Genomic DNA, 24,194 nt, shown 5'->3' with positions numbered 1-24,194 from the left:
CGAGGGCTCTTAAGCTACTCTATTGCCAATCCAGTAGGCAATCCCAGCAGCAAGGGCGGTAACGCTACTGCCCCATGCGATATCAATGAAAGCTAGGCGAGTTGGAAAATCGCGAATCACCGCTAGATTGGTGAGGTCGTAGGTCATGTAGCAAAAGAAGCCAAATAAGGCGCCATATTGCACTGCATAAATCCAGGACTGCTTAGAGATGGCTGGTAGGATCACGAAAATCGTAGTTCCTAGCGCATAAAACAGATAAAAACTAAGCCCGGCCAAGAGTTTTGGCTCGCTTGCCATGAGGGAGCCCATGTCATCGCGATATAGATTCTTGGCGATGCCCAATAGCCAAATTAAATCAATGATGACTAATGACAGAAGAAAGGAGCAATACACCGCCAAGTACTTGAGCAATTAAGTTTCCTTTTTATGCTTTTATAGGTGAATAATAAGCATTATGATGGAATGAAAGCTATTCAGGTTCAATTTAACAGGAGTCAATATGTTTAAACATTTATTAGTCCCAGTCGACGGTTCAGATGTTAGTAAAAAGTCTTTAAAGAAGGTTGCTGAGCTTGCTAAAGCTGATGGAGCGGCTGTTACCCTGGTTTATGTCTCTGATCCTATGCCTCCGATGGTGTATTCCGATAGCACTATGGGTTATGGTATCTCCCAAAAGGATCATAAGAAAGCATGCGATGCATATGCTGCTGATGTGTTTAAAAAGGCTGCCACTGCATTGGGCGCTTCCATCAAAGCAAAAACAATTCATATTTCCAATGGAACCTTATCTGAAGGTATCTTGGATGGCGCTAAGAAGGCTAAGGCCGATGTGATCGTGATGGCATCACATAAGCGCACTGGTCTCAAGAGTGTTTTGCTAGGTAGCGAAACGCATGAAGTGATTGTGCATTCCAAGTTACCAGTGTTGGTTCTTGGTTAAGTTTTCAAAACCTTAACAATAAAGGGGTCCAGTGGATCCCTTTATTGTTTGTAGAACTTTATTTGCTTTTTTAATTCTTAATAGGTGTTCCGAGTAAAAGAATTTCTCTCGTGAGTAGCCCGCTATCGCTGTCGCGCATATTCCACAGATCGAGTTGTGTTTTAGCGCTGTATGGATCAACATAGATGCCATCTTTTCTTAATTCAAAATGCAGGTGCGGGCCAGTAGATCTGCCGGTAGAACCTACATAACCAATCTCCAATCCACGGCGCACTTCGTTCCCCACTTCTAGCTCTACGTTGTAATTGCTAAGGTGGGCATAGTAAGTCCGATAATTACCGGGGTGCTCCAGAATAATCAGATTGCCAAAGGCGCCGCTATATCCAAGATGGACTACTTTTCCAGTGGCAACGCTAAATATTGGAGTGCCAATTGGCGCTGCATAATCAATTCCCATATGGGCGCGGTAGCGTTGTTTTGGTGCGGCTGTGGGGGCAGAACCCTTCTTTGCGGGCGCTGCTTTTTTGCTGGATGCTCGAACACTGCCTACGCCACGTGAGATGCGTCGGTAGCTAAGGGGGTTGGTCCAGAAGGTACGCTCAATCGATTCACCGTTGGCTGTATAAAAACCTCCTGGAATATCGTTACGCTCAATCCAAAATGCACTGGAAAATACTTCCTGCGAAGTGGGGTCGATAATCTCAGCAGCCCAGATCTGCGCCCAATGCTCTTTATCTCCAAAATCAACAATCAGGCGCACCACGCTGTTGGTGTTTTCCAGGGCAGTATTTTCTTCGGGGTAAATTTGCTTGATGACAGAATTCAATTCCCAGATAAGTTCTACTGGTAATTTGTCACCGACTTTTTTAGGGTCGTAGAGAACGTCGCTGAGCGGGAGTTGAATTTCAGTAAAACGCTTAGACTCGTCTTTTAGGTAGTCTTGCTGGATTAGGAAGTTGCCCGCTGCTGACGGCGTAAAAGTCCATATTTCAGTTTTGGAATCTTGTAGTGGACCGTTCATGATGCTGAGGGACTCAAAGCGATTGCGACTTCCCAAAGCTAGGGCATAGGGAATACAGTTACCGCGTATACGATCAAAGAAGCCCTTGGTCTGCGCTTTAAAAAACTCATTGAGGCTACGGTCATTTACCCCAATATTCGCGGGCAGATTCTCTTCATTAAAGCTGCGACGTAGGCAGCCGCGCTGAATGCGATAGTCTAGATTGGCGGCGCCATCATTGCTGTATTCACCTTCGATGCGCTTAAACAGTTCCGGATTTAAGCTCATGCTGTTAGCGCTTTTATTTGCATACCTCTCTTTAAACTGCACGCCTGCCTGTTTGTTGCCTTGTGTCGCCTTTTGTTTGGTTTGTGCGGTTCTATTGGATTTGCTGGCTTGGTTTGACGATTGCGCGAATGCGCTAGAGCCGAGCTCGATCCCAGGCAATTGAACGAGCCCCACAAAGGCAATGGCAAGCACTTTGAGGGCTGCTTTTAAGAATCCGGGTAAATGACTGACATTTTTCTTCACGGGCTAATTATCCAATATTGCGGCAGCAAAATTAGATAAGGCGAGTGCTGTGGCGCAACAATTGCAATTTAGTTGAATTCCGGTGATGTTTTTGATAATTCGGACGCCTTTTTGGGGCTTACCCTCTCTACAGAGGATTTTTTTGGATGGGCTTGGCTAGATCTATATCTCTACTGTACTGGTGACGGTGATGTTGCTTGTGGATCCCGACAAAATGATTGGCTCAGTACATTCATCACTACTTCATTGTTCCTTGTTTAAGTGGCATCGCACAATCAGAATTGTGGCTACAATAATTTTTTGCATACAGGAGCTCTTATGCCCATCATTGAGTCAGTATCAGTTGCAGCGGTTGCAGTCCCTCTGGATAAGGTCACCTCATTTTCTACTCGTACAGTTTCCGAGCGTCACTATTGCTTGGTTAAAGTCCGCGGTAAAGATGGTAACGAGGGCATTGGATTTTGTTATGTTGGTAGCGCTGGTGGCGATATCGCTAAGATCGCCGTCGAGCAATTACTTGCACCAAAACTCATAGGGCAAAACAGTCACCGCAGTGAAGGCCTCTGGATGGATATGTATAACGAGTCCATTCTGCAGGGTCGCTCTGGAGCAGTCATGCGAGGCATCTCTATCTTGGATACCGCGTTATGGGATTTGAATGCGCGAGTCGCTAAATTGCCTTTGCATCATTACTTGGGTTCAGTAGTGGATGATCGCGTGCCGGCATATGCGAGTGGTGGTTATTACTTGGAAGGGAAGACCCCCGCTAAGCTAGGTAAAGAGATGGAGTCCTACGTTAAACAGGGCTTTAAGGCGGTCAAAATGAAAGTAGGACGCCTATCCCCGCGGGAGGAGGAAGCACGCGTCAAGGCCGCTCGTAAGGCAGTAGGTGAGGATGTTTTATTAACCTTGGATGCAAATAATGCTTGGCGCGACTTGCCAACGGCGCTTGAGTACATTCGTCGTTTCGAGGCATATAACCCTTACTGGATTGAGGAGCCGTTCTCACCAGATGCGATCGACCTGCATGCTGCATTAGCGCGCCAGACAAAAATCAATGTAGCCACCGGTGAAATGGAAGCTGGCCGTTGGCGTTTTAGAGAGTTAATCGATGCTGGTGGCGCGGCTATTTTGCAATCTGATGCTGCTGTTTGTGGCGGCATTACTGAGTGGCGCAGGATCTCGGCTTATGCAGACTTGAAAGGGGTTACTGTTTGCCCACATTGGATGCATGATTTGCATGCGCCTTTGGTGGCTGCAACGCCGAATGCCCGTTTCGTTGAATTTTTCCTAGATGATCAAGTGCTCAATTTTCGGAGGCTGATTAATAAGCAATTGACGTTTAAGAACGGCGATTTGATTCTGCATAAAACCCCAGGCCTCGGATTTGAGTTTGATGAGGCTGCTGTGAAGAAATATGCTGGTAAAGCGGCTTGGACGAAGATTTCTTAATCCGCTTGATTGGCTCTTTTCAGTGCAGTAAGAAATAAAAAATCCCGCCTCATGTGCGGGATTTTTTTATTGTTGAATCACTCCAACGGCATCCTAACTTGATCGAGGATTGAGTTTGAAGTGGGTAATGGATTGAGTTACCAACACCAAGCCAAAGCCTAAAAAGCCCACAATATCCGCTTCAAGTGCTGGATATGCCAGGGCAACTCCAGAGATCACCATGATGATGCGCTCAAAGGTTTTGGTTTTCTCAATAAACCAACCTTGCAGGCCGCCGGCCAAGCAGATGATGCCAACTACTGCTGTAAATGAAACCCAGGTAATCTGCATCCAATCGGCTTGCTCTAATGCGGATGTAGAGCCCATGAGCAATAAACTTACGCCAGACTTATCCAGTACAAACATGAATGGCACCAAAATTGCCGGCGCAACGTATTTCCAGGTCTGTAAGGTAGTTTTGTAGGGGTTGCCTTTACAAATCGCCGCAGCAGCAAAGGGTGATAACGCTGTCGGAGGAGATACCTCTGAAAGCACGGCGTAATAGAAGATAAACATATGGGCTGCAAAATCAGGAACGCCTAAATTGATTAAGGCTGGCGCAGCGATCACAGCGCAAATAATGTATGAGGCTGTCACTGGTACAGCAAGGCCTACCACCCAAACTACTAATGCAGTAAAGATTGCGGTTAGCAAAAGTGAGCCACCCGCATACTGAATCACAATGGAGCTGAACTTGAGGCCAAGGCCAGTAAGCGTCACGGTTCCAACAATTAAGCCTGCGCCTGCGCAAGTTGCCGCAATCGCCAATACGCCGGTTGAGCCTGAAGCTAAAGCTTTGGTGAGATTAGAGTTGTAGAGGCCGGACAAAATAGGTTCTTTACCCTTAAGCCAGCCCCAAGGAATGATCGCAGTGTCTTCGCGCAGCATGCTCGACAGAGCAGATACCACGGTTGCCCAGAATACGGACATCACTGGCGAGAACCCGAACAACATGAACACCACAATGGAAATCAGTGAGAAAAAGTGGAACCAATATTTTTTAGTTAATTGCCAAGCAGTTTCCGCGGCTTGGAAATGAATGTTTTTCATTCCATACTTACGGACGTCGATTTCTACCATGACAAACAAGCCAAGGTAAAACAGAATGGTTGGGATGGTTGCCATCAGCAACACATCTAAATAAGAAATCTTTAAAAAGTCAGCAATCAAGAATGCTGCGGCACCAAGTACCGGTGGGGAAATAATCGCACCCAAACCACCTGCTGCCAAGAGGCCGCCCGCTGCATTCTTCTCGTAGCCGACTTTATCAAGCATAGGGGCTGCAACAGAACCAACGGTAACGGTGGTGGCTACTCCAGAGCCAGATGGACCGCCAAGCAGGAAGGAGGACATCACAATGGTTCTGCCTACCCCAGAGGACTTGCCACCCATAGCTGCAAAAGAGAAGTCAATGAAGAATTTTCCAGCTCCAGTGAATTGTAAGAATGCGCCGAAAATCGTAAAGAGAATGATGAGTGTGGCAGAAACGTCTACTGCAGTGCCGTAGATGCCCTCTAGGGTCATATACATATACCCAACCAAGCGATCTAAGTCGTACCCTTTGTGTGTCCATGGTGCAGGCAAGTAATTGCCGAATAGCGCGTATAGCAAGAATAGGGTGGTTACTCCCACCAAAATCATGCCGTTTGTTCTGCGAACACTTTCTAAGATGAGCAGTATCAAGCCAATACCGACCAGAACATCGGTTGGATTGGGCGCGGTATTTCTGTCGAATAGATCATCGCCACCACTCAAAATGTAATAAGCGATAAATACGGAGCCAATCGCAAAGAGCACATCCCACCACATGAGGCGGTTTTTAAAGCGTGCCGCAATCGGAAAGCTTAGGAAAACGAGAAACAGCACCAAAGCAACGTGGATAACGCGCAGTTGTTGGGTTGGTACGATAGAGTAGGCTGCATACAGGTGAAAGAGGGACATGCCTACCGCCACCAAGGTAATAAATTTGGCTAGAAGACCTTTGTAGTCATTTGAATCACCTTCCTCTTGCTTGATAAAGGCGTCTAGTTTTTCTTGGGTTTCGTTATCGATAACGGCTTGGGTCATGTCTCTACCTATTTTTTATTTATTTATAAATACAGTGCCACTAAGACCAAAGAGAGTGGTGGTCCACTCTCTTTGGCGAATTACTTAATTTACTTTTACATTTTTTTCTTTAAAGAACTTTAAAGCGCCAGGGTGAAAATCAATTGGCGTGGATTTTTGCTTTTGGTTCTCCAGAGTCACATTCATATACTCTTGATGTGTACGCACTAACTCCAATTTATTGTCAAAAACAGCTTTAACAATTTTGTAAGCTTCTGCATCAGGCATATTGGCGTTGACAACCAAGATGTTAGCAACTGCAGCAGCTTTATTGTCCTTAGTCATGCCACTGTAGGTCGCTTTAGGAATCACAGTTGGGAAATACAGATTTCCATATTTTTTATTCATGATGGGCACTTCATCGGTAGTGTCTACCATCACGATTTTCATACCAGGGCTATTAGCCAAGTCAGTGACGGCTGCTGTTGGTAAGCCACCAACCCAGAAGAAAGCATCAATCTTGCGGTCTTTTACCGCATTCACAGATTCGGCTACGCTCAAACGCTCACGCTTCACATCTTTATCTTTGTCCAGGCCTGCAGCTTCTAGTAGGCGGAAGGCCATTACTTCGGTTGCGCTGCCTGGTGCTCCAGTACTGATGCGCTTCCCTTTTAAGTCCTTCATGGATTTAATGCCAGTGGAGTCAACGGTCACGACGTGCATTAAGTTAGGGTAAAGAATTAAGAGGGTGCGTAAGTCGATTTTCTTATTAGTAAATTTACCTTCGCCCACTTGAGCATCTTTAGCAGCATCGGCCATAGAGAAGCCAACGTAAGGCTTGCCTGTGCCAATGAGATTGAGGTTGTCTACTGATCCACCAGTGACTTCAGCAGTGGCACTCATTCCCGGAACTTTGCTAGAAAGAACTGATGCAAGGCCGCCACCCATTGGGTAATAGACGCCGCCAGTGCCGCCAGTTGCGATCGAGATGTTTTGTGCTTGGGCGATGCCCCACATTAATCCAAGTGATACGGCAATTACTTTAAAAACTTTCATTGTCTTGTCTCCGCTATCTGTCTATTTAATTAAAGGCCCGGCATGCTGAAATTGATTTTTTCCAACTCGCTCAATAACTTCGCCTGCTGATCTGCGCTAAGTTGGATGAGTGGTGGACGTACGCGCAACCACTCAGGATCTTTGCTGTAATGCGCAACTGCTGTTTTCATGCCAGCAATCATTTGGTACTGAGCAAAGATGGAGCGTACTTGGTCTAACCCGGCTTGGCGTTGATCTGCGTCAGATTCCTTCCAGTGCGCAGCCAATTCAGCGATCGCCCTAGGGTTTACGTTAGCAGTAGCGGAGATGCATCCTACGCCGCCAGCTCGCAAAGCACGCATCAGGAATACCTCGCTACCTGCATAAACGCGGAAACCAGATGGTGCTAGTAATTTAATAACGGACTCTGTGTACGCCCAATCACCGGAGCTGTCTTTCATGCCCACTACTGTCTTTGGATATTCTTTTACCAAGCGCTCCAACAATGAAAGGCTTAAATTGATTTTGGTAACCGGTGGAATGTTGTAGATATAAATTTGTAAACCAGCATCACCAACTTTTTGAATGACTTCTGAGAAGTAGGCAAACAGACCATCATCAGTAACATCTTTGTAATAGAACGGAGGCAACATCAACACGCCAGCGCATTTGTGTTGAACCGCATGGCGGGTCATATTGACTGTGGCATCAATAGAAGTGGCGCCAGTCCCGGGCATCATATGGGCTGGATTGAGGCCGCCTTCAACGAGCGTAGTCAGTGTGCTCATTTTTTGAGGCGCTGACATGGAGTTTGCTTCGGAGTTAGTTCCAAAGATTGCTTGACCTACGCCATTCGCTTCGAGCCATTGACATTGTTTTAGTAATTTTTTCGCATCTGGACTGCCATCTTCTTTAAAAGGGGTGAGTACTGGTGAAAGTACCGCAGGCAATGTTGAAGGGTGTAAGGAAATTGTCATGCTGACTCCAATTTAATTTTTTACTTCTGTAAGAAGTGGCTGTTGATTATAAAAAGCTTCTAAATTGTCTATTGCTAAATTTGTCATCAATTGTCGCGTTTCTAATGTTGCGCTACCAATATGAGGAGTTAATAAGACATTATCAATATTTAAGAAGCCAATGTTTGGATTTGGTTCATTTTCAAATACATCGAGCGCCGCTCCAGCAATCTTTTTTTGCTGCAGTGCAACTAAAAGTGCGGCTTCATCGACGACACTGCCGCGCGCAATATTGATGAGAAAGCCCTTGGTTCCTAAGGCATCTAATACTTCCGCGTTTACCATCTTGTCCGTTTCTGGGGTAGCGGGGCAAGCGAGGATCAGAACATCACATGCCTGCGCTAATACTTTAATGCTCGGGTAGTACTCGTAAGGCACTTCCTTGCGGGTGGGGCCGGTATAGGCTAAATGCACTTTAAAGGGCTCTAAGCGTTTCGCTAAATCCTGGCCAATCCGTCCCATGCCGGCTATACCCACTCGCTTCCCGGCAAGCGTGGTGGTAATTGTGAAGGGCGCTTTTGACCATGCCTTACTTTTCACAAACTCTTGCGACTCAGGGATGCGGCGTAAGAGGCCAAATAGCATGCCAAATGCCAGTTCGCAAACGGCATCATTCAGTACTCCCGGAGTATTGCTAGCTTTAATTCCCTTTTCCTTGAGGGCGGGGAGGGGAAGGTTGTCATACCCAACCCCACAAGTTGCCACCATCTGCACCTGGGGTAATTGCGCTAGCAATCCTGTCGGAATGGTGGTGTTTGAGCGCGTCAGGATGGCTGTGAAGTTTCCCTCAGGGACCTTGCCTTGAGGGTCTAGAAGTTTGGTCGTGCTGAGCCGCTTATCAATTTCCGCCTGCATTATTTCTGGAAATTGGCCGACCTGCAGTACCGAATTGACTGGGATCATGTCTCACTTACTTTTTTATTGGAATAATGAAAGCATTGTAAGAGGATTTGTAATCCTCATCTTGCTGCTCAAGGAGAAATGTAAATGCTATTTACCCCATCTGAAACAAAAGTGGTGGTTGTTGGTGGTGGCACTATGGGCGCTGATGTGGCCGCCGTATGTGCTCGCGGAGGATGTGCGGTACAGGTGGTGGAGCCGACTACCGAGCGCCGTGCTTTGCTGCCAGATTATTTCAGCAACACCATGATGGATTTGGGTTATGAACACCGCATTCATTTGTTGACTGTAGCTGGATCTCTTGAAGAGGTTGATTGGTCGGATATCGATCTCGTGATTGAATGCGTTCCAGAGCGTTTGGATATTAAACAGGAGTTATTCGCGAAGTTAGAACAGTACGCAAAACCGGAGGCGGTGCTAGCAAGTAATAGCACAAGCTTTCCGATTAGCCAAATTGCCAGCGGCTTGAAAACTGCGGCGCGCATGATTGGTTTGCACTTCTTTATGCCTGCGCATTTAGTGCCTTGCGTGGAAGTGGTTTATGGAGAGAAGACTTCTCCTATGGTTGGCGAGAGTCTGTCTCGTTTGATGACTGCCTGCGGCATGGTTCCCGTGACCGTCAAAAAAGATCTGCCTGGCTTCTTGGCAAACCGCCTGCAACACGCCCTATCTCGCGAGGCTTTTGCGATGGTAGATGCAGGGATTGCGAGTTTGGAAGATATCGATAAGGCTGTCCGCTTTGGTTTCGGTTTTCGTTATATCGCTGCTGGGCCGGCCATGCAAAGAGATCATGCGGGGCTTGAGGTCCATGGTGCCGGTGGCGCAACGATTTACCCCACCCTCAATAACTCTCCTACCATTGCGAAATGTTTAAGCGATCGGATTGCCAGCGGCAAATTTGGCATGAAAACAGGTGAAGGTTTTTATTCCTGGACGGCGGAATCGATGAAGGCTGAACGTGAGCGCTATCAGGAAGCTTTACGTGCTGGCTTGAAGATTATTCAAAAAGAATTGCCAGAGATTAAGTAGTCGCTGCTTAGGCAAGATCTTTTAGATTTAATTTTCGGAGGTGGGGCGCGAGTTGATAAGTGAGCGCCACCACTGCGATAGTGGCTACTCCGCCAAACACAATAGAGGGTACTAGCCCCATCAAGCTTGCGGCAAGACCCGATTCAAGTGCGCCTAATTCATTGGAAGAGCCAATAAAAATGCCATTGATCGCGCTGATTCTGCCGCGCATGTGATCGGGCGTTGTGAGTTGCATGATGCTGCCGCGGATGACTACCGAGATGGAATCAAAGCAACCAGAAATAAATAGAAAGAGGGCGCACAGCCATAAATTACTGGATAGTCCAAAGGCAATGATCGCTACTCCAAAGCCACCTACCGATAGAAATAAATGCTTTCCAGAATCTTCCATGAGGGGGTGGCGCGCCAAGTAAATGCCGGTAATTACTGCGCCGGCTGCGGGAGCCGCTCTCAAAATCCCTAGGGTCTCAGGACCGGCGTTGAGCACCTCTTTTACAAAGGCCGGCAGGATAGATACTGCGCCGCCAAAGAGAACGGCAAACATATCCAAAGCCATGATTCCCAGAATTAATTCATGTTTTCTGACGTAATGAAAGCCCTCAAAAAAACTCTTTAGGAAGTTTGTATTTAAGCCTATCGGTTTTTCGTGGATGATTCGAATAAATGTGATGCCATATAAACCAATGATCCCAAAGATGGCGGCCAATGCGTAAGTCCATTCCAACCCTGCAAAACCAATCATCAGGCCACCTAGGCCTGGGCCTGCCACTACGCAAATCTGGAATGCGGAAGATGCATAAGCGGTATAGCGCGCCATTTGTTCTCGGGGGATGATCTGTCCAAAGATTGCTTGATATGAGGGTCTTAATAGGGCGCGAGCCAACCCAAGAATTGCCACTGCGGTGTATATCAGCGGCACGGGTGGTGATAGCCAGCCTAGTGCAATGATAGTTAAAAATAATCCGACAGCAATGTGCAGAATACAGGCGATGGCTGCTATCAGTTTACGGGAGTGGTGATCGACGGCGTGGCCTGCATATAGCGCCAAGGCGAAATATGGAACCAGCTCTGCCAGTCCAACGAGCCCTAGCGAAACCACGCTATTGGTGATTTCGTAGAGGTGCCAGCCGACAGCGACCATCATGATCTGGTAGCTTAGGGTTGCGCCTACGCGGTAGATCAGCAGAGTTTTAAAGGCTTGACTGGCTTTCATGAATTATTGATAAGTGTAACGGGCCTTGTGATTTATGCTTGAGGGATGAAAAAACTTATCCGTATCTGGGACCTCCCTATCCGACTATTTCATTGGCTCTTAGTCGCCTGTATCGTGGCTAGCTTTATTACAGTCGAAATTGGTGGCAATGCCATGGAATGGCATGCGATCTTGGGCTACTGCATTCTTGTGCTAGTTGTCTTTCGGATTTGCTGGGGGTTTGTAGGATCTCATCACGCACGCTTTGTTCATTTCATTCCAAGTCCGCGTCGCTTATTCACTTATATATCTGGTGGTTCCAAGGCATCTCTTGGTCACAATCCATTGGGCGCACTGTCGGTCTTAGCGCTACTTACTTCAATTGGATTGCAAGCGGTTACTGGCTTGTTTGCGAATGACGATATTGCCTTTGAAGGGCCATTTGCGAAGTATGTTTCTAGTGGGACGGTTGAGTTTTTAACTTCGCTCCATCATCTCAATGAAAAGATCTTAATTATTTTGATTGTTTTGCATTTATGCGCAATCCTCTACTATCAAAAGTTTAAAGGCGACAATTTGATTGGTCCGATGATCTTGGGCGATAAAGAAATTGACCCAAGCGAGGAGTCAAAATATCTGACTGCTGACTTGGGTCACGCCTCTAAGGATAGAGGTTTGCAACGCGGCCTTGCTTTGCTGCTGCTTAGCCTTATTGCTGTGATTCTGGGTTACTTCATTACAGCCTAATTATTTCTTCTTAAAGTCGTCATGACAGCCTTTGCAAGTAGCGCCAGCTGCGCCAAAAGCTTTCTTAATGGCATCCTGATCGCCTGACTGTGCGGCAGTATTGAGGTTGGCTACTGCGACTTGCATTTTGTCCGCTGCGGATTTGAATTTGGCGCTGTCTGACCACACCTCTGGCAGTGCGCTACCACCTTCAGTGCCTGGGCCAAAGGCTTGCCATGGCAAGGAGGAGAGCATTGCAACCACCGCTGCATTTTTAGCAACTTCATCTTTATTGTAGGGAGCTTCGCCCTTTACTACTGCGCCAATTTTTCCAAAAGAATTCGCCATCACCGTGAAGACGCTTTTGCGATATTTGATCGCATCATCTGGTTTTTGGAATTGGGCAAAAGCAATGCCTGCGCTAGCTAGCAATGTTGGCGCGAGAGCAAGTAAAACAATTTTTTTAAATTTCATGGTTGGACTCCGGTAATGTTTTCGAAAAAGAGGCTCGGAACTTCGTATGCTCAGCATACTCCCGAACCTGAATTGATGCACTTGGGATTCTTCAGAAAATCAATCGCAAGGGGCTCGTCAGGAGCAGGATGACCCATTCAAAAAAGGCCATGAGAGGCGTCATCCAGAGGCTGCCAATAATGCCGGTGAAGACTAGGCCAAGGACGATAAAGAAGCCCCAAGGCTCAAGTTTTCCCAGGGCAATCGATTGCCGTGCCGGCAACAGGCTGGCGAGTACCCGACCTCCATCTAGTGGCGGCAGTGGAAATAGGTTGAATACTAGTAATCCGAGATTCCAGCTAATTCCAGCTTGGGACATGGCGATGAGGAACTTTTCATTAACACCAACCCCAACAAAAACAATGAGGAGGCTTAGCCAGATGAGCGCTTGGATCAAATTGGACCCTGGGCCAGCCAAAGCGACCCAAATAGAGTCGATGCGGGGATTGTGCAGGCGTCCAAAGTTCACCGGAACTGGTTTGGCATAGCCAACCAAAAATGGCGATCCTGTCAAAATCAGCAATAAGGGGATCAGAATAGTCCCTACGGGATCAATATGCCTAGCGGGGTTGAGGCTGACCCGCCCAAGCAGATAGGCCGTGTTATCGCCAAACCGTCGGGCAGCATACCCATGAGCCGCCTCATGGATCGTAATGGCAAAAATCAAAGGAATCGCATTAATGGCGACGGCTTGGATAGAATAGTCAGTAATCATGGCAATATGATATCCATAGGAGTAAAAAGTGACTGACGATAAAAAAACTGACCCAAAAACCCCGGCTAAGCCCATAACCGCTAAGCCTCCTGCCCGTCCGCCGGCCCCAAAAGGCCCATCTGGCCCCGGTGGCAGGCCTCAAGCTGGCTTTGGTGGCGGAAAAGGCATGATGCGCAAGGCCGGCCGCGGCCGATAGTGGATAATTGACCCACTAATTAATGTACTTAATGAGGATTTAGCATGAACGAATGGCATAACGAGTCGAAAGACGAAATCAACAAAAAGATCATCACTTTGATCGTGATGTTGGCAGTCGCTACTAGCTTGGCTATTTTGTTTGCATTGGTTGCAGCTCACACTGGTTACGTATTCGGTTAATCATTGTTCATGACTAGCCACCGCCAACCTGCGGTATTTGCTGGCCATGGCAGTCCGATGTACGCCATTGAGCCCAACCGCTATACAGCGGCTTGGTCTGCTCTAGGCAAGTCTCTCAAGCGCCCCGATGCTATTTTGGTGATCTCGGCGCATTGGGTGACACGCGGTGTTTGGGTTACCGCAATGTCTAAGCCCAAAACGATTCATGACTTTGGTGGATTTCCGCAGGCACTGTTTGATATTCAATATCCTGCGCCAGGTAGTCCTGCGCTCGCCGATCGCGTCAAAGAGCTATTAGATGTCCCCGTTGTTCTTGAAGAGAATGAATGGGGTATTGATCATGGTGCTTGGTCGGTTCTGAAGTATCTCTATCCCGATGCGGATGTTCCTGTGGTTCAGCTTAGTCTAGATGGCGCAATGTCTGCCAGCGAGCACTATGAGTTGGCTAAAAAATTACGCCCCTTGCGTGATGAAAATATTTTGATTCTCGCTAGCGGTAATGTTGTCCACAATCTACGTACGATTCGCTGGGGAGGAGACTCCGAACCATTCCCCTGGGCAACAGAATTTAATGAATTTTTTATTTCTGAGATGAAGGCGAATCATCATGAGCCTTTGATTCACTGGGAGCAGTTTGGGGATGCTGGCCATTTATCTATTCCCACCCCTGAGCATTATTGGCCCGCCTTGTATGTGCTTGCTCTGCAAGAAAAGGATGAGGAAGCAAGGGTGTTAATAGATGGTTTGGAGATGGGCTCAATCAGCATGCTTGCGTTTACTGTTGAGTAGAGATTAATTTATGTGGCCATCCATTCTTGCAATTTTCTGTGGCGCCGGTCTGGGCGCTTTGTTGCGGGCTGGTTTCAATTTGGCCACAGTTGGTTTTGCCTCCACGCTTCCCTTAGGGACTTTTATATCCAATATGGTGGGTGGATACCTGATCGGAATCGCCGTTGCTTTTTTTGGCAACAATCCCAGTCTTTCTCCTGAGTGGAAGTTATTCGTGATTACCGGATTTTTGGGAGGACTTACTACCTTCTCTAGTTTTTCTGCGGAGGTAGTGGGCTTTATGCAGCGCGGCGAGGCCACTTGGGCTCTGGGTACGGCATTGCTGCATTTGATTGGTTCTTTGGCTTTAACGCTCTTGGGTATATTGACCTACCAAGCACTCAAGTAAGCCCTCCCTGCGGGGCTTACTCTGGTTTCATGTTTCCGGTTTTGACTACAGCGCTCCATTTGGCAGCTTCCGATTTAATGAGGGCCGCAAATTCTGCTGGAGTGCCGCCTCCAATTTCATTTCCTTGAGAGAGCATCAGCTCGCGAAGTTGTGGATCTTTTAGGGCTTCATTCGCTGCGGCATTGAGCTTATCAATAATGGGTTTCGGTGTCTTTGCTGGCGCGATAAATCCTTGCCAGTTCAATACTTCAACCTTGGGATAACCAACTTCTGCAAAGCTAGGAACATTCGGTAGTAGGGGTGAACGTTTTTTGCTGGTGATGGCGATAGGGCGCAGTTTATCAGCCTTAATACTAGGAACCGCTGAATACATTTGATCGAACATCATATCGACATTGCCGCCCATAAGATCGGTCAGTGCTGCAGATCCACTCTTGTAAGGCACGTGAATCATCTTGATTCCCGCGTTTTGCATAAAGAGTTCAGCAGATAGTTGATGGCTTCCACCAATCCCGCCAGAAGAGAAGGTTAGAGTGCCGGGCTTTGCTTTAGCTGCGGTAACAATGTCTTGAATAGTTTTATATGGCGAGTTTGGATTAACCACTAAAACGAGTGGACCTTTTTCGATCAAAATAATGGGGCTGAGATCGGTTTCAGGATCGTAGCGCAGTGTGCCAAAGAGCGTCTTATTGACTGCCATAGGCGCAAAATTTCCCATGCCGATGGTGTAGCCATCTGGCGCTGATCTCGCAACAAATTCAGTGCCGATATTGCCTCCGGCGCCAGGTTTGTTATCGACGATGATGGGTTGCTTAAGAAGAACACTCATTTTCTGGGCAAGTTGTCTACTGCGAGCATCAGCACTACCGCCTGCGCCATAAGGTACTACTAAATTAATCGGTTTATTGGGGTAGTTTGTTTGCGCTTGATTTGAGCTAGATGCAAACATTGCTGCACACAGAATAGAGATTTTAAAAAGCAACTTAATTTTCATATGAGTCCCAGTATTCCTAAAATTGCACCAATTCCAATTAAATATAAAGGATGCCAGCGTGTAAATAAAGTGATGCCGATAGTGCCCAAAGTGAGTGCGTAAGCGGCATAGCTGTGGTTGATTTGCAATGCGATTTGCCAAGCCGAAGAGAGAACTAGGCCGATTGCAAGACTTGCTGCGGCATATTGAATAGTTTTTTTCTTGTGCTGATCACTCATTCCTAGAATCATGCGTTGCAGAAAGAAGATCAAGATTGATGATGGCCATGCAATTGCGAATGTCGCGATTAGAGCGCCTAATACGCCATACACATGCCACCCAATCAAGGTGACTGTCATGAAATTGGGACCAGGCGCAGCCTGCGCAATCGCAAAATAATCCGCAAATGTTTGAAGATCAATCCAATGCTCTTGGGTCACCGCTAAATCGAGCAGACTTGGAAGAAGTGCATTTACTCCGCCAAATGCAATTAGGGAAAAGGCGGATAGCTTTAGAAATAAGCTAAATAAAACGCTCATAGCTTATGGGCTTTCTTGCGCCCTAGGAAAAAGGCGAGCGGTGAGGCGAGCAATACAACCCAGCCAAGACCTAAGTGAAAGTAGCTTGCGCAGATGATGGTAATTGCCACCACCAATAACATTGCGGGAAATTTGAATTCATCTCGCAACATCTTAAAACCAGTTGATGCGATTAATCCAACCCCAACTGCCGAGATTCCTCGGAGAAGTCCTTGGACCTGCTCTAAACCGCTGTAATGTTGATATAAAACCGCCAGTAGCATCACGATGCAAATAGGTCCAAGCGTTAACCCCAGCACTGCGGCAGCAGCTCCCATGGCCCCGCCAAAACGGGATCCAATACACACTGCCAAATTAACAATATTTGGGCCTGGAACGATTTGACAGATGCCAAGAATGGCGCTGAATTCCTCGGAGCTCAGCACCTTATCCTGCTCAACCAAGGTTCGACGGGCCCAGGGAAGTACCCCGCCAAAACCAGACATCCCGATTTTGCTGAAGCTAAGGAACAGCTGGGCTGGGCTAAGCGTTTTCACGTTGATTGAGTGTTAAGGTTTAAATGGATGTGGGACAGGCTTTTGATCTAACCATGCCTCAAGTGTCTCTGTGATTCCTCGGGAGAAAGTTTCAAAGATCGGTTCAGCGATAAATCCGAGGTGGGGCGTTGTTAATAGGTTGGGAGTGTTGCGTAAGGGATCATCTTTTGGCAAAGGCTCAACATCAAAGACGTCGACTGCTGCTTGACCAGGGGCGCCTTTTTTAAGTGCCGCGCATAAATCCGGCATATTAATGAGGGCTGACCGAGAGGTATTGATCAAAATAGAGTCAGGGCGCATCAAGGCTAATTGATCAGCGCTAATGATTCCTTTGGTTCCTGGGCCCGCCACGAGATGCATGGTAACCACCTTAGAGGTGCTGAGTAATTCATCGAGAGTGACAGATTTTGCATTCTCTGCGGCAGCACGTTCTGGCGTCATCCGTGGGCTCCAGGTGACCACCTCCATGCCAAATGCGTGACCAACTCGAGCTACTCGACTACCAATCGCACCTAAACCCATAATTCCGAGTCGTTGGCCTGAGAGCATCGGAAGTACTGATAATTCGTCGCGCCAACCGCCATGAGCAATTAATGCGTTTTGCTCAATCAGTCGTTTGGATGCTCCGAGAATTAAAGCCCAAGTTAATTCAGCGGTAGTTTCTTTGGAAGGTCCGCCCGGTGTGCAAGCCATGGGAATATTTCTAGATACCAGGGCGGCTGCTTCCAACGTTCCATTACGTTCGCCTGTAAACATCAGGAACTTGAGTTTAGGCAACCTGGCAATCATCGCCTCGTTGAATGGAGACCGATCACGCACGATAGCAATAGCATCAGCATCTTTCACTGCTTCATAGAGCGCTTCATCGCGAAGCGGTTCATGATGAATGGTGAGATTTGCATTCTGCTCGAGCTTATCCCATCGGGAGAAGTGGCGAAGGGCGCGTTCATAGTCACCTAAGATGACAATGTTTGGTAGTTGAGTCATGATGATTGGATTCTTAAAATAGTTTTAGTCTGGAGTGCAAAGGCTCAAAATCTTCTTGAGGTCAGGTGCGTCGCCCAGTTTCCATAAAGCAGCAATCAGTTGACGTGTTTTTTCTGCGCCAATTACAGGTTCAGCCAGGCTAGTGAATTTTTGTTCAAGATTGGCATCGCTCATTGGATTCTCGACAGAGCCAATCGCGTTCTTAACAAAGATATGCACTTCTTTGCCGTCTTTGAGAATTGCCTTCACGTCTACTGATGCTTCGCTAATAGAGGTATCGGTCGTAGCATTCACCTTGGCGCGTAATGCAACGACGTCAGGGCGATTGACAATCTCATCGGCATATTCGCCTTCGCCTGCTTGACCAAAGATGAGGCCAACAGCGCAACCGTGATAGACGCTGAATTTCCCTTCAAGACCATCTTTGGGAGTTTTCTTGCCGGTGAGTTCTAGTACGAGTGGGTGAACTCGAAGTTCAATGCGCTCTACATCTTCTGCTTTCACGCCTTGCGCTTTCAGTTGCGCGCAAGCATCAATGGCTGGGTGAATCACAATTCCGCAAGCAAAAGGTTTATAGGTGTTTAATGAAATCTCAAAGGATTTGCCTAGCGCACGATCAATTTCTGACCAGTCGCACTTGGTGGATACGGTTTGCATATAGCCACGACCCGCTTCTAGGGCTTTTGGACTCGCGGTGAAGCCATGCTTCGCCAATAGCGCGGAAAGTTGGCCTGCGCGCGCTGCACCACCTGGATGAAATGGTTTAGTCATTGTGCCAAATTGTTCACGCATGCCAACCGGTTGGGATGCAGCGATGCCCAGGGCCATAGTCGTTTTTTGCGCATCTAGCCCCATCATGCGTGAACAAGCGGCAGCCGAACCAAGCATGCCAGTTGAGCCGGTGATGTGCCAGCCGCGATGGTAGTGGTCTGGATACATTGCATTGCCAACACGACAAGCCACATCAATACCTAGAATGAGTGAGTCAATGATTTGACGGCCATTGGCATTCAGATGCTCGCCTAATGCCAGAATGGCAGAGGCAACTGGCCCGGCTGGGTGAATCACGGTCTTGAGATGGGTGTCATCAAAGTCAAAAGTGTGTGAGCTAATACCGTTAATGAGTGCTGCACCACCCATATCAACACGATCTTTGCGCCCCAGAATGCTTGCTTGTGGCGCTGGTTGAAACTCACGAATCGCCGCCAATGAGGATTCAACGCTTTCATGATTTGCCGCACCGATTGCGCATCCTAGCCAGTTTAAGAATGTGCGATGCGCCTCGTGATCCACTTCAGGAGTCCATCCTTGGCTAGGATGGGATGTAACAAAGTCCGCCAAAATTTTAGTCACTGGTGGAGCATTGAGGTCGGCTGCTGCCTGAATAGCGTGAGACATGATATTTCCTATATCTAGTAAGTAATGAATGAATTAAAAATGTTGAATGGATTTATTCCAGCTCGATATTGCGTTCTTTTGCCACCTTCTTCCAGCGAGCAATATCTTCTTTTATATAGACTTCAAATTGTTGCGGAGACATAGGCATTAAGGTGAGCGCCTCGCTCGCCATCTTCTCAGAAAAATCAGGTAGTGCCAGAGCCTTGTTCAGCTCCGCATTGAGTTTTTGAACAACTGCTGGGGGAAGGTTTGCGGGGCCCACCAGGCCATACCATTGTTGTCCATCAAAGCCGCTATAACCAAGCTCCTTAAAAGTGGGAATGTTCGGTGCCGCAGGATTTCTTTTTGATCCTGTAATGGCTAGTCCACGAACGCGGTTGGTATTGAGATAGGGTACTGCAGCAAAAAGAGTCGGGAGCATTGCCTGAGTTTGACCAGCAAGCAAATCCGTATAGGCTGGCCCCACACCGCGATACGGCACGTGAACCATGGAAATACCAGCTGCCAGTTTTAATTGCTCCATTCCCAGGTGCGTCAAAGTGCCGGGACCTGCAGAACCATAGCTGAGTTTGTCCGGATTCTTTTTGGCGTACTCAACAAACTCTTTAAAGTTTTTGATGGGTAAGTCTGGATTAATGATGAGCGCATTCGGTGTCGCACCAATCATGCCGATCGGGGTGAAATCTTTAATAGCATCGTAAGGTAGTTTGCGGACGGCTGGGTTTGTGCCGTGAGTGCCAACGTAAGCCACCATCAAGGTATATCCATCTGGGGCAGCCTTTGCAACCGACTGCGAAGCAATGGAACCTCCGCCGCCGCCCATGTTGTCCACAATGATAGTCTGCCCAATGGATTTGGACATACGCTCTGCCAGTGCTCGAGCAATGTTATCTAGGCCACCACCAGCTGCTACTGGGGCGATGAGTTTGATAGGTTTATTGGGATAGCCGGCTGATTGCGCTGCAACATTTGAACTCGTTGTGAGGTTAATAGCGCAAATAATTAAGGCGGATAAAAAAATCGGCATTTGCCGATTAAGGGTATTAGACATGTCTCAAGTCCTATGATTTTTAATTTAATCTTATTATGTAGATGATTTTACTATTGATCTAAAAAATATTTTCAAAAGGAAGTTCTGATGATTTTGGAGCACTGTGATATTGAAATTGACCCAAGTAAGGCCGCTCAATTTGAGGAGGCGATCTTGCGCGGGGTAAATACGGTTATTGCTAAATCCAAGGGATTTCGTGGATTTAAGGTGAACCGTAGTGTTGAAAATCCAGCCCGCTATTTGTTATTAATCTATTGGGAAACTATGGAGAATCACACAGTGGATTTTCGTGGATCAGAGGCCTTTACCGAATGGCGCGCAATTGTGGGCCCATTTTTTGCTAAGCCACCCGTGGTTGAGCACTGCACGCTCGTAGGAAAATCGGCCTAAGATTTCCTGTTTTAAGCCTTGAGTTTTTTGCGGATGGAGTTCTCCACTGGGATGGAATCCAGGTTGGGCTCCAATGCTTCGCGTTCATCAAACACAAAGCAACTACCCGTATAGTGCGCTGAGCCAACTTCCTCAAAGTATTTAAGGATGCCGCCCTCAAGCTGGTAGCTATGTTGCATGCCGATTTCACGCATGTACAACCCTGACTTCTCACAACGTATTCCACCAGTGCAAAAACTCACTAATGTTTTATCGGCTAAGGCCTCTTTGTGCTCGGAAATCGCCTCTGGAAATTCGGTAAATTTATTGATATTGAAGTGCAGGGCATTGTCGAACGTTCCATAGTCCACTTCAAACGCATTGCGTGTATCAATCATGACCACGGGACGTCCTAAGTCATCGGTGCCGCGATCAAGCCACTCTTGTAGTTTCTTGGGGGTGATGAAATTGGCTCGACCCTCTTCAGGACGAATCGCTGGATGGTTCATGCGAATAATTTCATTTTTAATCTTGATCAACATCTTCTTAAACGGCTGTGTTTCTGACCAGCTCTCTTTAGCTTCTAAGGGTGAGAAACGAGGATCTAGGCGTAACCAATCTAAAAAGCCGCGTAACTCAGCCTCTTTTCCAGCAAGAAACATGTTGATGCCTTCGCCGGTGAGCAAAATGGTGCCCTTGAGTTGGCAGGCATTGCACTCATCCAATATTTTGGCGCGGAGCTCAGTTAAGTTGTCCAGGCTGACAAATAAATAGGCGGCAATGTTCAAAATTGGCTTCATCTTTAATTCCTTTTGGCTACGCCTTCTATTATCGAGCAAGCCGCCATGAGGGGTGGTAATCTTGCAGTCTTAATCGATGGAGACAAAGCGATGACGATTTTCAAAAAAATGGCTAAAAAGGCCCTATTCCTGGGCTTGCTTTTGATGTCAGCCAGCTCAATTATTGCGAACGCACAAACTGCCGGTCTTGGTACTTGGCCTACCCAAAAGCCCATTCGCTTGATTGCGGTTTTCCCGCCAGGTGGTTCGGTGGATCAGGTGGCTCGTACCCTGGCCCCAGCCCTTCAGGCGGAGCTAAAGCAAAATGTGATTGTGGAGAACATTGGTGGGGCATCTGGCGTAATTGGTACGGCAGCTATGACTCGCTCCGATCCCGATGGCTATACCTTTGCGGTGGTATTTGATACCCATGGCGTCAATCCAAGCCTTAAAGATAAGCTTCCGTATGACACGATTAAGGATATTGCCCCGGTTACTTTGATTGGCACATCCCCAATGGTGCTGGTTGCCAGTAAGAAGTCTGGAATTACCAGCTTTAAGCAACTGGTTGATCAATCTAAAGCCGGCAAACAATTTAGCTATGGCTCAATTGGTATCGGTAGTTTGGGGCATTTAGCGATGGCTCGCCTTGCTAAGCAGGCTGGGTTTGACTGGAATCACATTCCTTATCGTGGCGGTGGCCCTTTGATGCAGGATGTGTTGGGCGGTCAGGTTCCATTGGCCGTAGGTTCTGAATTTTTAGTTAAGCCGCATATTGATAGTGGCGGCGTTATTCCTTTGGTAATTACTACCGCTAAACGCTCACCTGCATTGCCAAATGTGCCGACGATCTCTGAAAGTGGTTTCCCTGGCTTTAATGCGCCAGCATGGTGGGCTGTTCTTGCTCCAGGCAAGACTCCTCCGGTCATTGTGAATGCCATGAATCAAGCAGTCACTAAAGCCTTGAAAACGCCTGCTGTAGCTGAGAAGTTAAAAGCCCAGGGCATTGAGATTGTTGCAGGCAATCCCGAAACATTGCGAGACTTTATTGGTAAGCAAATTGCGGTGTGGGGTAAGTTTGTGATTGAGAACAATATTAGAGAAACGCAATAAGAGAATAAAGATGAGTGAACGTTTAATCCCCTATCAGCCAATGGATTTGGCTGAGCCTGCAGACCTAGTGGCAGCGATTCGCCAGCGTCGTGGCGGTCAATTTATTAATCTGGATCGCATGCTGTTGCATAGCGTGCCCATTGCTGAAGGCTGGAATCACTTTATTGGTGAGATTCGCAATAACCTTGCATTAGATCCAAAACTGCGTGAGCTGGCGATGTGTGGAGTGGCTGTTCTGAACGGTGCTGAGTATGAGTTCTTTCATCACGCACCCCCGTTTATAAAAGCGGGTGGTACGGAACAGCAGGTGCAGGCATTACGTTTGATTGGCCAACCCACTTTTCCTGCCGATTTATTTAGTCCGGTGGAGAGAGATGCTGCCGAGTTAACTTATCAGATGACGCGCAATATCAAGGTAGATAGTGGTCTCATGAAGCGTCTTCAAGCGGCCCTAGGAAATACGGATACGGTAGAGTTGGTTAGCGTGATCGCTGCTTACAACATGGTGTCACGTTTCTTAATTGCATTGGACGTCACGCCTGAGGAGCACCCTCCTGAGTAAGTCATGACTCTAGCAAGCATGTTGCAGTGGGAGGAGGGTAACCAAACTCGCGTTGCGCATTGGCATTCTGAAAATGGCATAGCGCCGCATAAGCGGGTTGTGATCGCTGACGATACGTTGACGGCTGATGATGCTTATCGTTTGGCATGCGAAGGTACGGCTATTCTTTGGAGGGGTGATTTTCAGAATGCCCGTCAACTTTTACAAGCTTTGGTGAGGCGGATCGATAAGCCCTCTAAGAAATCGAAGCGTGCTGGTAAGCGGGTTGATAAGTCATCTAATGAGGCCGTCCAAAAAACCGCGACCGATATTTTTAATCAACATCGCCTCATTCATTCCCAGCGCGCTCGCATACTGGGAATGTTATTAATTGAATGCAATGCTGATCACACCATTTCTCTTAGACGGGCGCCTGATGTATCTCTGGCTTGTTTGGAAGCTTATGGTGCCGTGTCAGAGTCCTATGTTATTTCATTGCGCGAACTCTTGGGTGTCATTAGCGCTCATGAGTGGCGCAAGAATGGCGTGCCAATTCTTGCGGATAGCGAGGGTGAGCCCATTTTCGTTCATCCCCACTATGGCGTTTTTTCGCCAGTTCGCGGCGAATACATTGAGCTCATTTGCAATACACCTTTACCAAAATCATTGAATGAAGAATCGATTGCTTTTGATATTGGCGTGGGTACCGGCGTCTTATCGATTATTTTGGCTCTGAGGGGTGTGCAGAAAATTGTCGCTACCGATATGGATGAGCGCGCTTTAGTTTGTGCTCAAGAAAACATCGAGCATTTGGAATTGGGTTCACAGGTAGAAATCGTGAAGGCCAATTTATTTCCAGAGGGAAGAGCTTCTTTAGTTGTATGCAATCCACCATGGCTTCCAGCTAGACCCAGTTCTTCTCTCGAACATGCGGTCTATGATCCAGATAGTCGGATGCTAAAAGGGTTCTTAAATGGCCTGAGCGAACATGTAGTCGCTGACGGTGAGGGATGGCTCATTCTGTCAGATTTGGCTGAGCACTTAGGCCTAAGAACCCGGAAAGAGTTGCTTGAATGGATTGAGCAATCTGGTTTGGTGGTGTTGGGTAGGGTGGATACTAGACCTAAGCACCCTAAAGCGTCCAGCGAGACTGATCTACTCTACTTCGCCCGGTCTGCGGAGGTTACTTCTTTATGGCGCCTGGGCATTAAAACTTAGT

28 protein-coding genes are annotated in these 24,194 nt (G+C 47.4%); 12 read left to right on the top strand and 16 right to left on the bottom strand.

Going from position 1 to position 24,194, the window contains the following annotated elements:
- Positions 1–9: 9 nt before the first annotated feature.
- Complete coding sequence (locus FD960_RS07725) at positions 10–411, bottom strand: DUF2177 family protein (RefSeq protein WP_215298406.1); 402 nt, start codon at positions 409–411, stop codon at positions 10–12.
- A gap of 88 nt (positions 412–499) precedes the next feature.
- Here FD960_RS07725 and FD960_RS07720 point away from each other — a divergent pair, with 88 nt between their 5' ends.
- Positions 500–940 (top strand): universal stress protein, encoded by a 441-nt coding sequence (locus FD960_RS07720; RefSeq protein ID WP_215298404.1) that lies wholly within the window; start codon positions 500–502, stop codon positions 938–940.
- A gap of 70 nt (positions 941–1,010) precedes the next feature.
- On the opposite strand, the gene FD960_RS07715 is transcribed toward FD960_RS07720, so the two are convergent.
- Positions 1,011–2,471 (bottom strand): M23 family metallopeptidase, encoded by a 1,461-nt coding sequence (locus FD960_RS07715; protein WP_251369771.1) that lies wholly within the window; start codon positions 2,469–2,471, stop codon positions 1,011–1,013.
- A 318-nt stretch (positions 2,472–2,789) separates the two neighbouring features.
- Between FD960_RS07715 and FD960_RS07710 the strand changes: the two genes are divergently transcribed.
- Positions 2,790–3,923 carry a mandelate racemase/muconate lactonizing enzyme family protein gene (locus FD960_RS07710; RefSeq protein WP_215298402.1) on the top strand — a complete coding sequence of 378 codons (1,134 nt, stop codon included), beginning with the start codon at positions 2,790–2,792 and terminating at the stop codon, positions 3,921–3,923.
- A gap of 93 nt (positions 3,924–4,016) precedes the next feature.
- Here FD960_RS07710 and FD960_RS07705 read toward each other — a convergent pair whose 3' ends face one another.
- The 4 genes from FD960_RS07705 to FD960_RS07690 form a co-directional block, all read right to left on the bottom strand.
- Complete coding sequence (locus tag FD960_RS07705) at positions 4,017–6,029, bottom strand: TRAP transporter fused permease subunit (protein ID WP_215298400.1); 2,013 nt, start codon at positions 6,027–6,029, stop codon at positions 4,017–4,019.
- Between the two features lie 84 nt (positions 6,030–6,113).
- Positions 6,114–7,064 (bottom strand): TAXI family TRAP transporter solute-binding subunit, encoded by a 951-nt coding sequence (locus FD960_RS07700; protein ID WP_215298398.1) that lies wholly within the window; start codon positions 7,062–7,064, stop codon positions 6,114–6,116.
- Positions 7,065–7,093: 29 nt separating this feature from the next.
- Entirely contained in the window at positions 7,094–8,020 is a 927-nt protein-coding gene (locus FD960_RS07695) for a dihydrodipicolinate synthase family protein (RefSeq protein ID WP_215298396.1), read from the bottom strand.
- A gap of 12 nt (positions 8,021–8,032) precedes the next feature.
- A complete protein-coding gene (locus FD960_RS07690; protein ID WP_215298395.1) occupies positions 8,033–8,962 on the bottom strand; it encodes a 2-hydroxyacid dehydrogenase in 930 nt (309 codons plus the stop codon).
- Between the two features lie 84 nt (positions 8,963–9,046).
- Between FD960_RS07690 and FD960_RS07685 the strand changes: the two genes are divergently transcribed.
- Complete coding sequence (locus tag FD960_RS07685; RefSeq protein ID WP_215298393.1) at positions 9,047–9,988, top strand: 3-hydroxyacyl-CoA dehydrogenase family protein; 942 nt, start codon at positions 9,047–9,049, stop codon at positions 9,986–9,988.
- A gap of 7 nt (positions 9,989–9,995) precedes the next feature.
- Here the strand turns inward: FD960_RS07685 and FD960_RS07680 are convergent, their stop codons facing one another.
- Positions 9,996–11,201, bottom strand: coding sequence for an MFS transporter (locus FD960_RS07680; protein WP_215298391.1), 1,206 nt, complete (start codon positions 11,199–11,201; stop codon positions 9,996–9,998).
- A 45-nt stretch (positions 11,202–11,246) separates the two neighbouring features.
- On the opposite strand from FD960_RS07680, the gene FD960_RS07675 reads away from it, so the two are divergent.
- Positions 11,247–11,927 carry a cytochrome b/b6 domain-containing protein gene (locus FD960_RS07675; RefSeq protein WP_215298390.1) on the top strand — a complete coding sequence of 227 codons (681 nt, stop codon included), beginning with the start codon at positions 11,247–11,249 and terminating at the stop codon, positions 11,925–11,927.
- On the opposite strand, the gene FD960_RS07670 is transcribed toward FD960_RS07675, so the two are convergent.
- Both FD960_RS07670 and FD960_RS07665 read right to left on the bottom strand, forming a co-directional pair.
- Positions 11,928–12,380 carry a cytochrome c gene (locus FD960_RS07670; RefSeq protein ID WP_215298388.1) on the bottom strand — a complete coding sequence of 151 codons (453 nt, stop codon included), beginning with the start codon at positions 12,378–12,380 and terminating at the stop codon, positions 11,928–11,930.
- A 91-nt stretch (positions 12,381–12,471) separates the two neighbouring features.
- Positions 12,472–13,134, bottom strand: a complete 663-nt coding sequence (locus tag FD960_RS07665; RefSeq protein ID WP_215298386.1) for a site-2 protease family protein — start codon at positions 13,132–13,134, stop codon at positions 12,472–12,474.
- Positions 13,135–13,162: 28 nt separating this feature from the next.
- On the opposite strand from FD960_RS07665, the gene FD960_RS07660 reads away from it, so the two are divergent.
- Genes FD960_RS07660 through crcB form a run of 4 tightly spaced genes read left to right on the top strand, consistent with a single transcriptional unit; the run spans position 13,163 to position 14,689 of the window.
- Complete coding sequence (locus FD960_RS07660; RefSeq protein ID WP_215298384.1) at positions 13,163–13,330, top strand: hypothetical protein; 168 nt, start codon at positions 13,163–13,165, stop codon at positions 13,328–13,330.
- A 44-nt stretch (positions 13,331–13,374) separates the two neighbouring features.
- Positions 13,375–13,512, top strand: coding sequence for a hypothetical protein (locus tag FD960_RS07655; RefSeq protein WP_215298382.1), 138 nt, complete (start codon positions 13,375–13,377; stop codon positions 13,510–13,512).
- A gap of 9 nt (positions 13,513–13,521) precedes the next feature.
- Positions 13,522–14,301, top strand: coding sequence for a 4,5-DOPA dioxygenase extradiol (gene ygiD, locus FD960_RS07650; RefSeq protein WP_215298380.1), 780 nt, complete (start codon positions 13,522–13,524; stop codon positions 14,299–14,301).
- Positions 14,302–14,311: 10 nt separating this feature from the next.
- Positions 14,312–14,689: a fluoride efflux transporter CrcB gene (crcB, locus tag FD960_RS07645; RefSeq protein ID WP_215298378.1), complete on the top strand. Its 378-nt coding sequence runs from the start codon at positions 14,312–14,314 to the stop codon at positions 14,687–14,689.
- A gap of 16 nt (positions 14,690–14,705) precedes the next feature.
- Here crcB and FD960_RS07640 read toward each other — a convergent pair whose 3' ends face one another.
- The 6 genes from FD960_RS07640 to FD960_RS07615 are packed head-to-tail and all read right to left on the bottom strand — an operon-like array spanning position 14,706 to position 20,173.
- Entirely contained in the window at positions 14,706–15,683 is a 978-nt protein-coding gene (locus FD960_RS07640; RefSeq protein WP_215298376.1) for a tripartite tricarboxylate transporter substrate binding protein, read from the bottom strand.
- On the bottom strand, positions 15,680–16,201 hold the full coding sequence (locus FD960_RS07635) for a chromate transporter (RefSeq protein WP_215298374.1): 522 nt from the start codon (positions 16,199–16,201) through the stop codon (positions 15,680–15,682). The genes FD960_RS07640 and FD960_RS07635 overlap by 4 nt, the downstream gene beginning before the upstream one ends.
- The gene (locus FD960_RS07630; protein ID WP_215298372.1) at positions 16,198–16,737 is read right to left on the bottom strand and encodes a chromate transporter; all 540 of its coding nucleotides are present in this window, start codon (positions 16,735–16,737) and stop codon (positions 16,198–16,200) included. Before FD960_RS07630 ends, FD960_RS07635 begins: the two co-directional genes overlap by 4 nt.
- A gap of 12 nt (positions 16,738–16,749) precedes the next feature.
- On the bottom strand, positions 16,750–17,724 hold the full coding sequence (locus FD960_RS07625) for a D-2-hydroxyacid dehydrogenase family protein (RefSeq protein ID WP_215298370.1): 975 nt from the start codon (positions 17,722–17,724) through the stop codon (positions 16,750–16,752).
- A gap of 24 nt (positions 17,725–17,748) precedes the next feature.
- A complete protein-coding gene (locus FD960_RS07620) occupies positions 17,749–19,122 on the bottom strand; it encodes an MmgE/PrpD family protein (protein ID WP_215298368.1) in 1,374 nt (457 codons plus the stop codon).
- Positions 19,123–19,174: 52 nt separating this feature from the next.
- On the bottom strand, positions 19,175–20,173 hold the full coding sequence (locus FD960_RS07615) for a tripartite tricarboxylate transporter substrate binding protein (RefSeq protein ID WP_215298366.1): 999 nt from the start codon (positions 20,171–20,173) through the stop codon (positions 19,175–19,177).
- Positions 20,174–20,260: 87 nt separating this feature from the next.
- Here FD960_RS07615 and FD960_RS07610 point away from each other — a divergent pair, with 87 nt between their 5' ends.
- The gene (locus FD960_RS07610) at positions 20,261–20,563 is read left to right on the top strand and encodes an antibiotic biosynthesis monooxygenase (RefSeq protein ID WP_215298364.1); all 303 of its coding nucleotides are present in this window, start codon (positions 20,261–20,263) and stop codon (positions 20,561–20,563) included.
- Between the two features lie 11 nt (positions 20,564–20,574).
- Here FD960_RS07610 and FD960_RS07605 read toward each other — a convergent pair whose 3' ends face one another.
- Positions 20,575–21,342, bottom strand: coding sequence for a sulfurtransferase (locus FD960_RS07605; protein ID WP_215298362.1), 768 nt, complete (start codon positions 21,340–21,342; stop codon positions 20,575–20,577).
- A gap of 90 nt (positions 21,343–21,432) precedes the next feature.
- On the opposite strand from FD960_RS07605, the gene FD960_RS07600 reads away from it, so the two are divergent.
- From FD960_RS07600 to FD960_RS07590, 3 genes are read left to right on the top strand one after another with little or no spacing between them, the layout of a single operon-like run.
- Positions 21,433–22,434 (top strand): tripartite tricarboxylate transporter substrate binding protein, encoded by a 1,002-nt coding sequence (locus FD960_RS07600; protein WP_215298360.1) that lies wholly within the window; start codon positions 21,433–21,435, stop codon positions 22,432–22,434.
- 10 nt (positions 22,435–22,444) lie between these two features.
- Positions 22,445–22,996, top strand: a complete 552-nt coding sequence (locus tag FD960_RS07595) for a carboxymuconolactone decarboxylase family protein (protein WP_215298358.1) — start codon at positions 22,445–22,447, stop codon at positions 22,994–22,996.
- Between the two features lie 3 nt (positions 22,997–22,999).
- A complete protein-coding gene (locus FD960_RS07590; protein WP_215298357.1) occupies positions 23,000–24,193 on the top strand; it encodes a class I SAM-dependent methyltransferase in 1,194 nt (397 codons plus the stop codon).
- The last annotated feature ends 1 nt before the right edge of the window (position 24,194 follow it).

Origin of the sequence: Polynucleobacter sp. AP-Nino-20-G2 (assembly GCF_018688235.1) — a bacterium.
GTDB lineage: Bacteria > Pseudomonadota > Gammaproteobacteria > Burkholderiales > Burkholderiaceae > Polynucleobacter.
This window is presented reverse-complemented; position numbering and strand designations above follow the sequence as displayed.

Coding starts and splice junctions, on each gene's coding strand:
- FD960_RS07610 (WP_215298364.1), top strand. CDS start 20,261: ATGATTTTGGAGCACTGTGATATTGAAATTGACCCAAGTAAGGCCGCT.
- FD960_RS07670 (WP_215298388.1), bottom strand. CDS start 12,380: ATGAAATTTAAAAAAATTGTTTTACTTGCTCTCGCGCCAACATTGCTA.
- FD960_RS07600 (WP_215298360.1), top strand. CDS start 21,433: ATGACGATTTTCAAAAAAATGGCTAAAAAGGCCCTATTCCTGGGCTTG.
- FD960_RS07655 (WP_215298382.1), top strand. CDS start 13,375: ATGAACGAATGGCATAACGAGTCGAAAGACGAAATCAACAAAAAGATC.
- crcB (WP_215298378.1), top strand. CDS start 14,312: ATGTGGCCATCCATTCTTGCAATTTTCTGTGGCGCCGGTCTGGGCGCT.
- FD960_RS07720 (WP_215298404.1), top strand. CDS start 500: ATGTTTAAACATTTATTAGTCCCAGTCGACGGTTCAGATGTTAGTAAA.
- FD960_RS07685 (WP_215298393.1), top strand. CDS start 9,047: ATGCTATTTACCCCATCTGAAACAAAAGTGGTGGTTGTTGGTGGTGGC.
- FD960_RS07620 (WP_215298368.1), bottom strand. CDS start 19,122: ATGTCTCACGCTATTCAGGCAGCAGCCGACCTCAATGCTCCACCAGTG.
- FD960_RS07640 (WP_215298376.1), bottom strand. CDS start 15,683: ATGAAAATTAAGTTGCTTTTTAAAATCTCTATTCTGTGTGCAGCAATG.
- FD960_RS07680 (WP_215298391.1), bottom strand. CDS start 11,201: ATGAAAGCCAGTCAAGCCTTTAAAACTCTGCTGATCTACCGCGTAGGC.
- FD960_RS07605 (WP_215298362.1), bottom strand. CDS start 21,342: ATGAAGCCAATTTTGAACATTGCCGCCTATTTATTTGTCAGCCTGGAC.
- FD960_RS07590 (WP_215298357.1), top strand. CDS start 23,000: ATGACTCTAGCAAGCATGTTGCAGTGGGAGGAGGGTAACCAAACTCGC.
- FD960_RS07625 (WP_215298370.1), bottom strand. CDS start 17,724: ATGACTCAACTACCAAACATTGTCATCTTAGGTGACTATGAACGCGCC.
- FD960_RS07635 (WP_215298374.1), bottom strand. CDS start 16,201: ATGAGCGTTTTATTTAGCTTATTTCTAAAGCTATCCGCCTTTTCCCTA.
- FD960_RS07700 (WP_215298398.1), bottom strand. CDS start 7,064: ATGAAAGTTTTTAAAGTAATTGCCGTATCACTTGGATTAATGTGGGGC.
- FD960_RS07690 (WP_215298395.1), bottom strand. CDS start 8,962: ATGATCCCAGTCAATTCGGTACTGCAGGTCGGCCAATTTCCAGAAATA.
- FD960_RS07595 (WP_215298358.1), top strand. CDS start 22,445: ATGAGTGAACGTTTAATCCCCTATCAGCCAATGGATTTGGCTGAGCCT.
- FD960_RS07615 (WP_215298366.1), bottom strand. CDS start 20,173: ATGTCTAATACCCTTAATCGGCAAATGCCGATTTTTTTATCCGCCTTA.
- FD960_RS07675 (WP_215298390.1), top strand. CDS start 11,247: ATGAAAAAACTTATCCGTATCTGGGACCTCCCTATCCGACTATTTCAT.
- FD960_RS07665 (WP_215298386.1), bottom strand. CDS start 13,134: ATGATTACTGACTATTCTATCCAAGCCGTCGCCATTAATGCGATTCCT.
- FD960_RS07705 (WP_215298400.1), bottom strand. CDS start 6,029: ATGACCCAAGCCGTTATCGATAACGAAACCCAAGAAAAACTAGACGCC.
- FD960_RS07695 (WP_215298396.1), bottom strand. CDS start 8,020: ATGACAATTTCCTTACACCCTTCAACATTGCCTGCGGTACTTTCACCA.
- ygiD (WP_215298380.1), top strand. CDS start 13,522: ATGACTAGCCACCGCCAACCTGCGGTATTTGCTGGCCATGGCAGTCCG.
- FD960_RS07710 (WP_215298402.1), top strand. CDS start 2,790: ATGCCCATCATTGAGTCAGTATCAGTTGCAGCGGTTGCAGTCCCTCTG.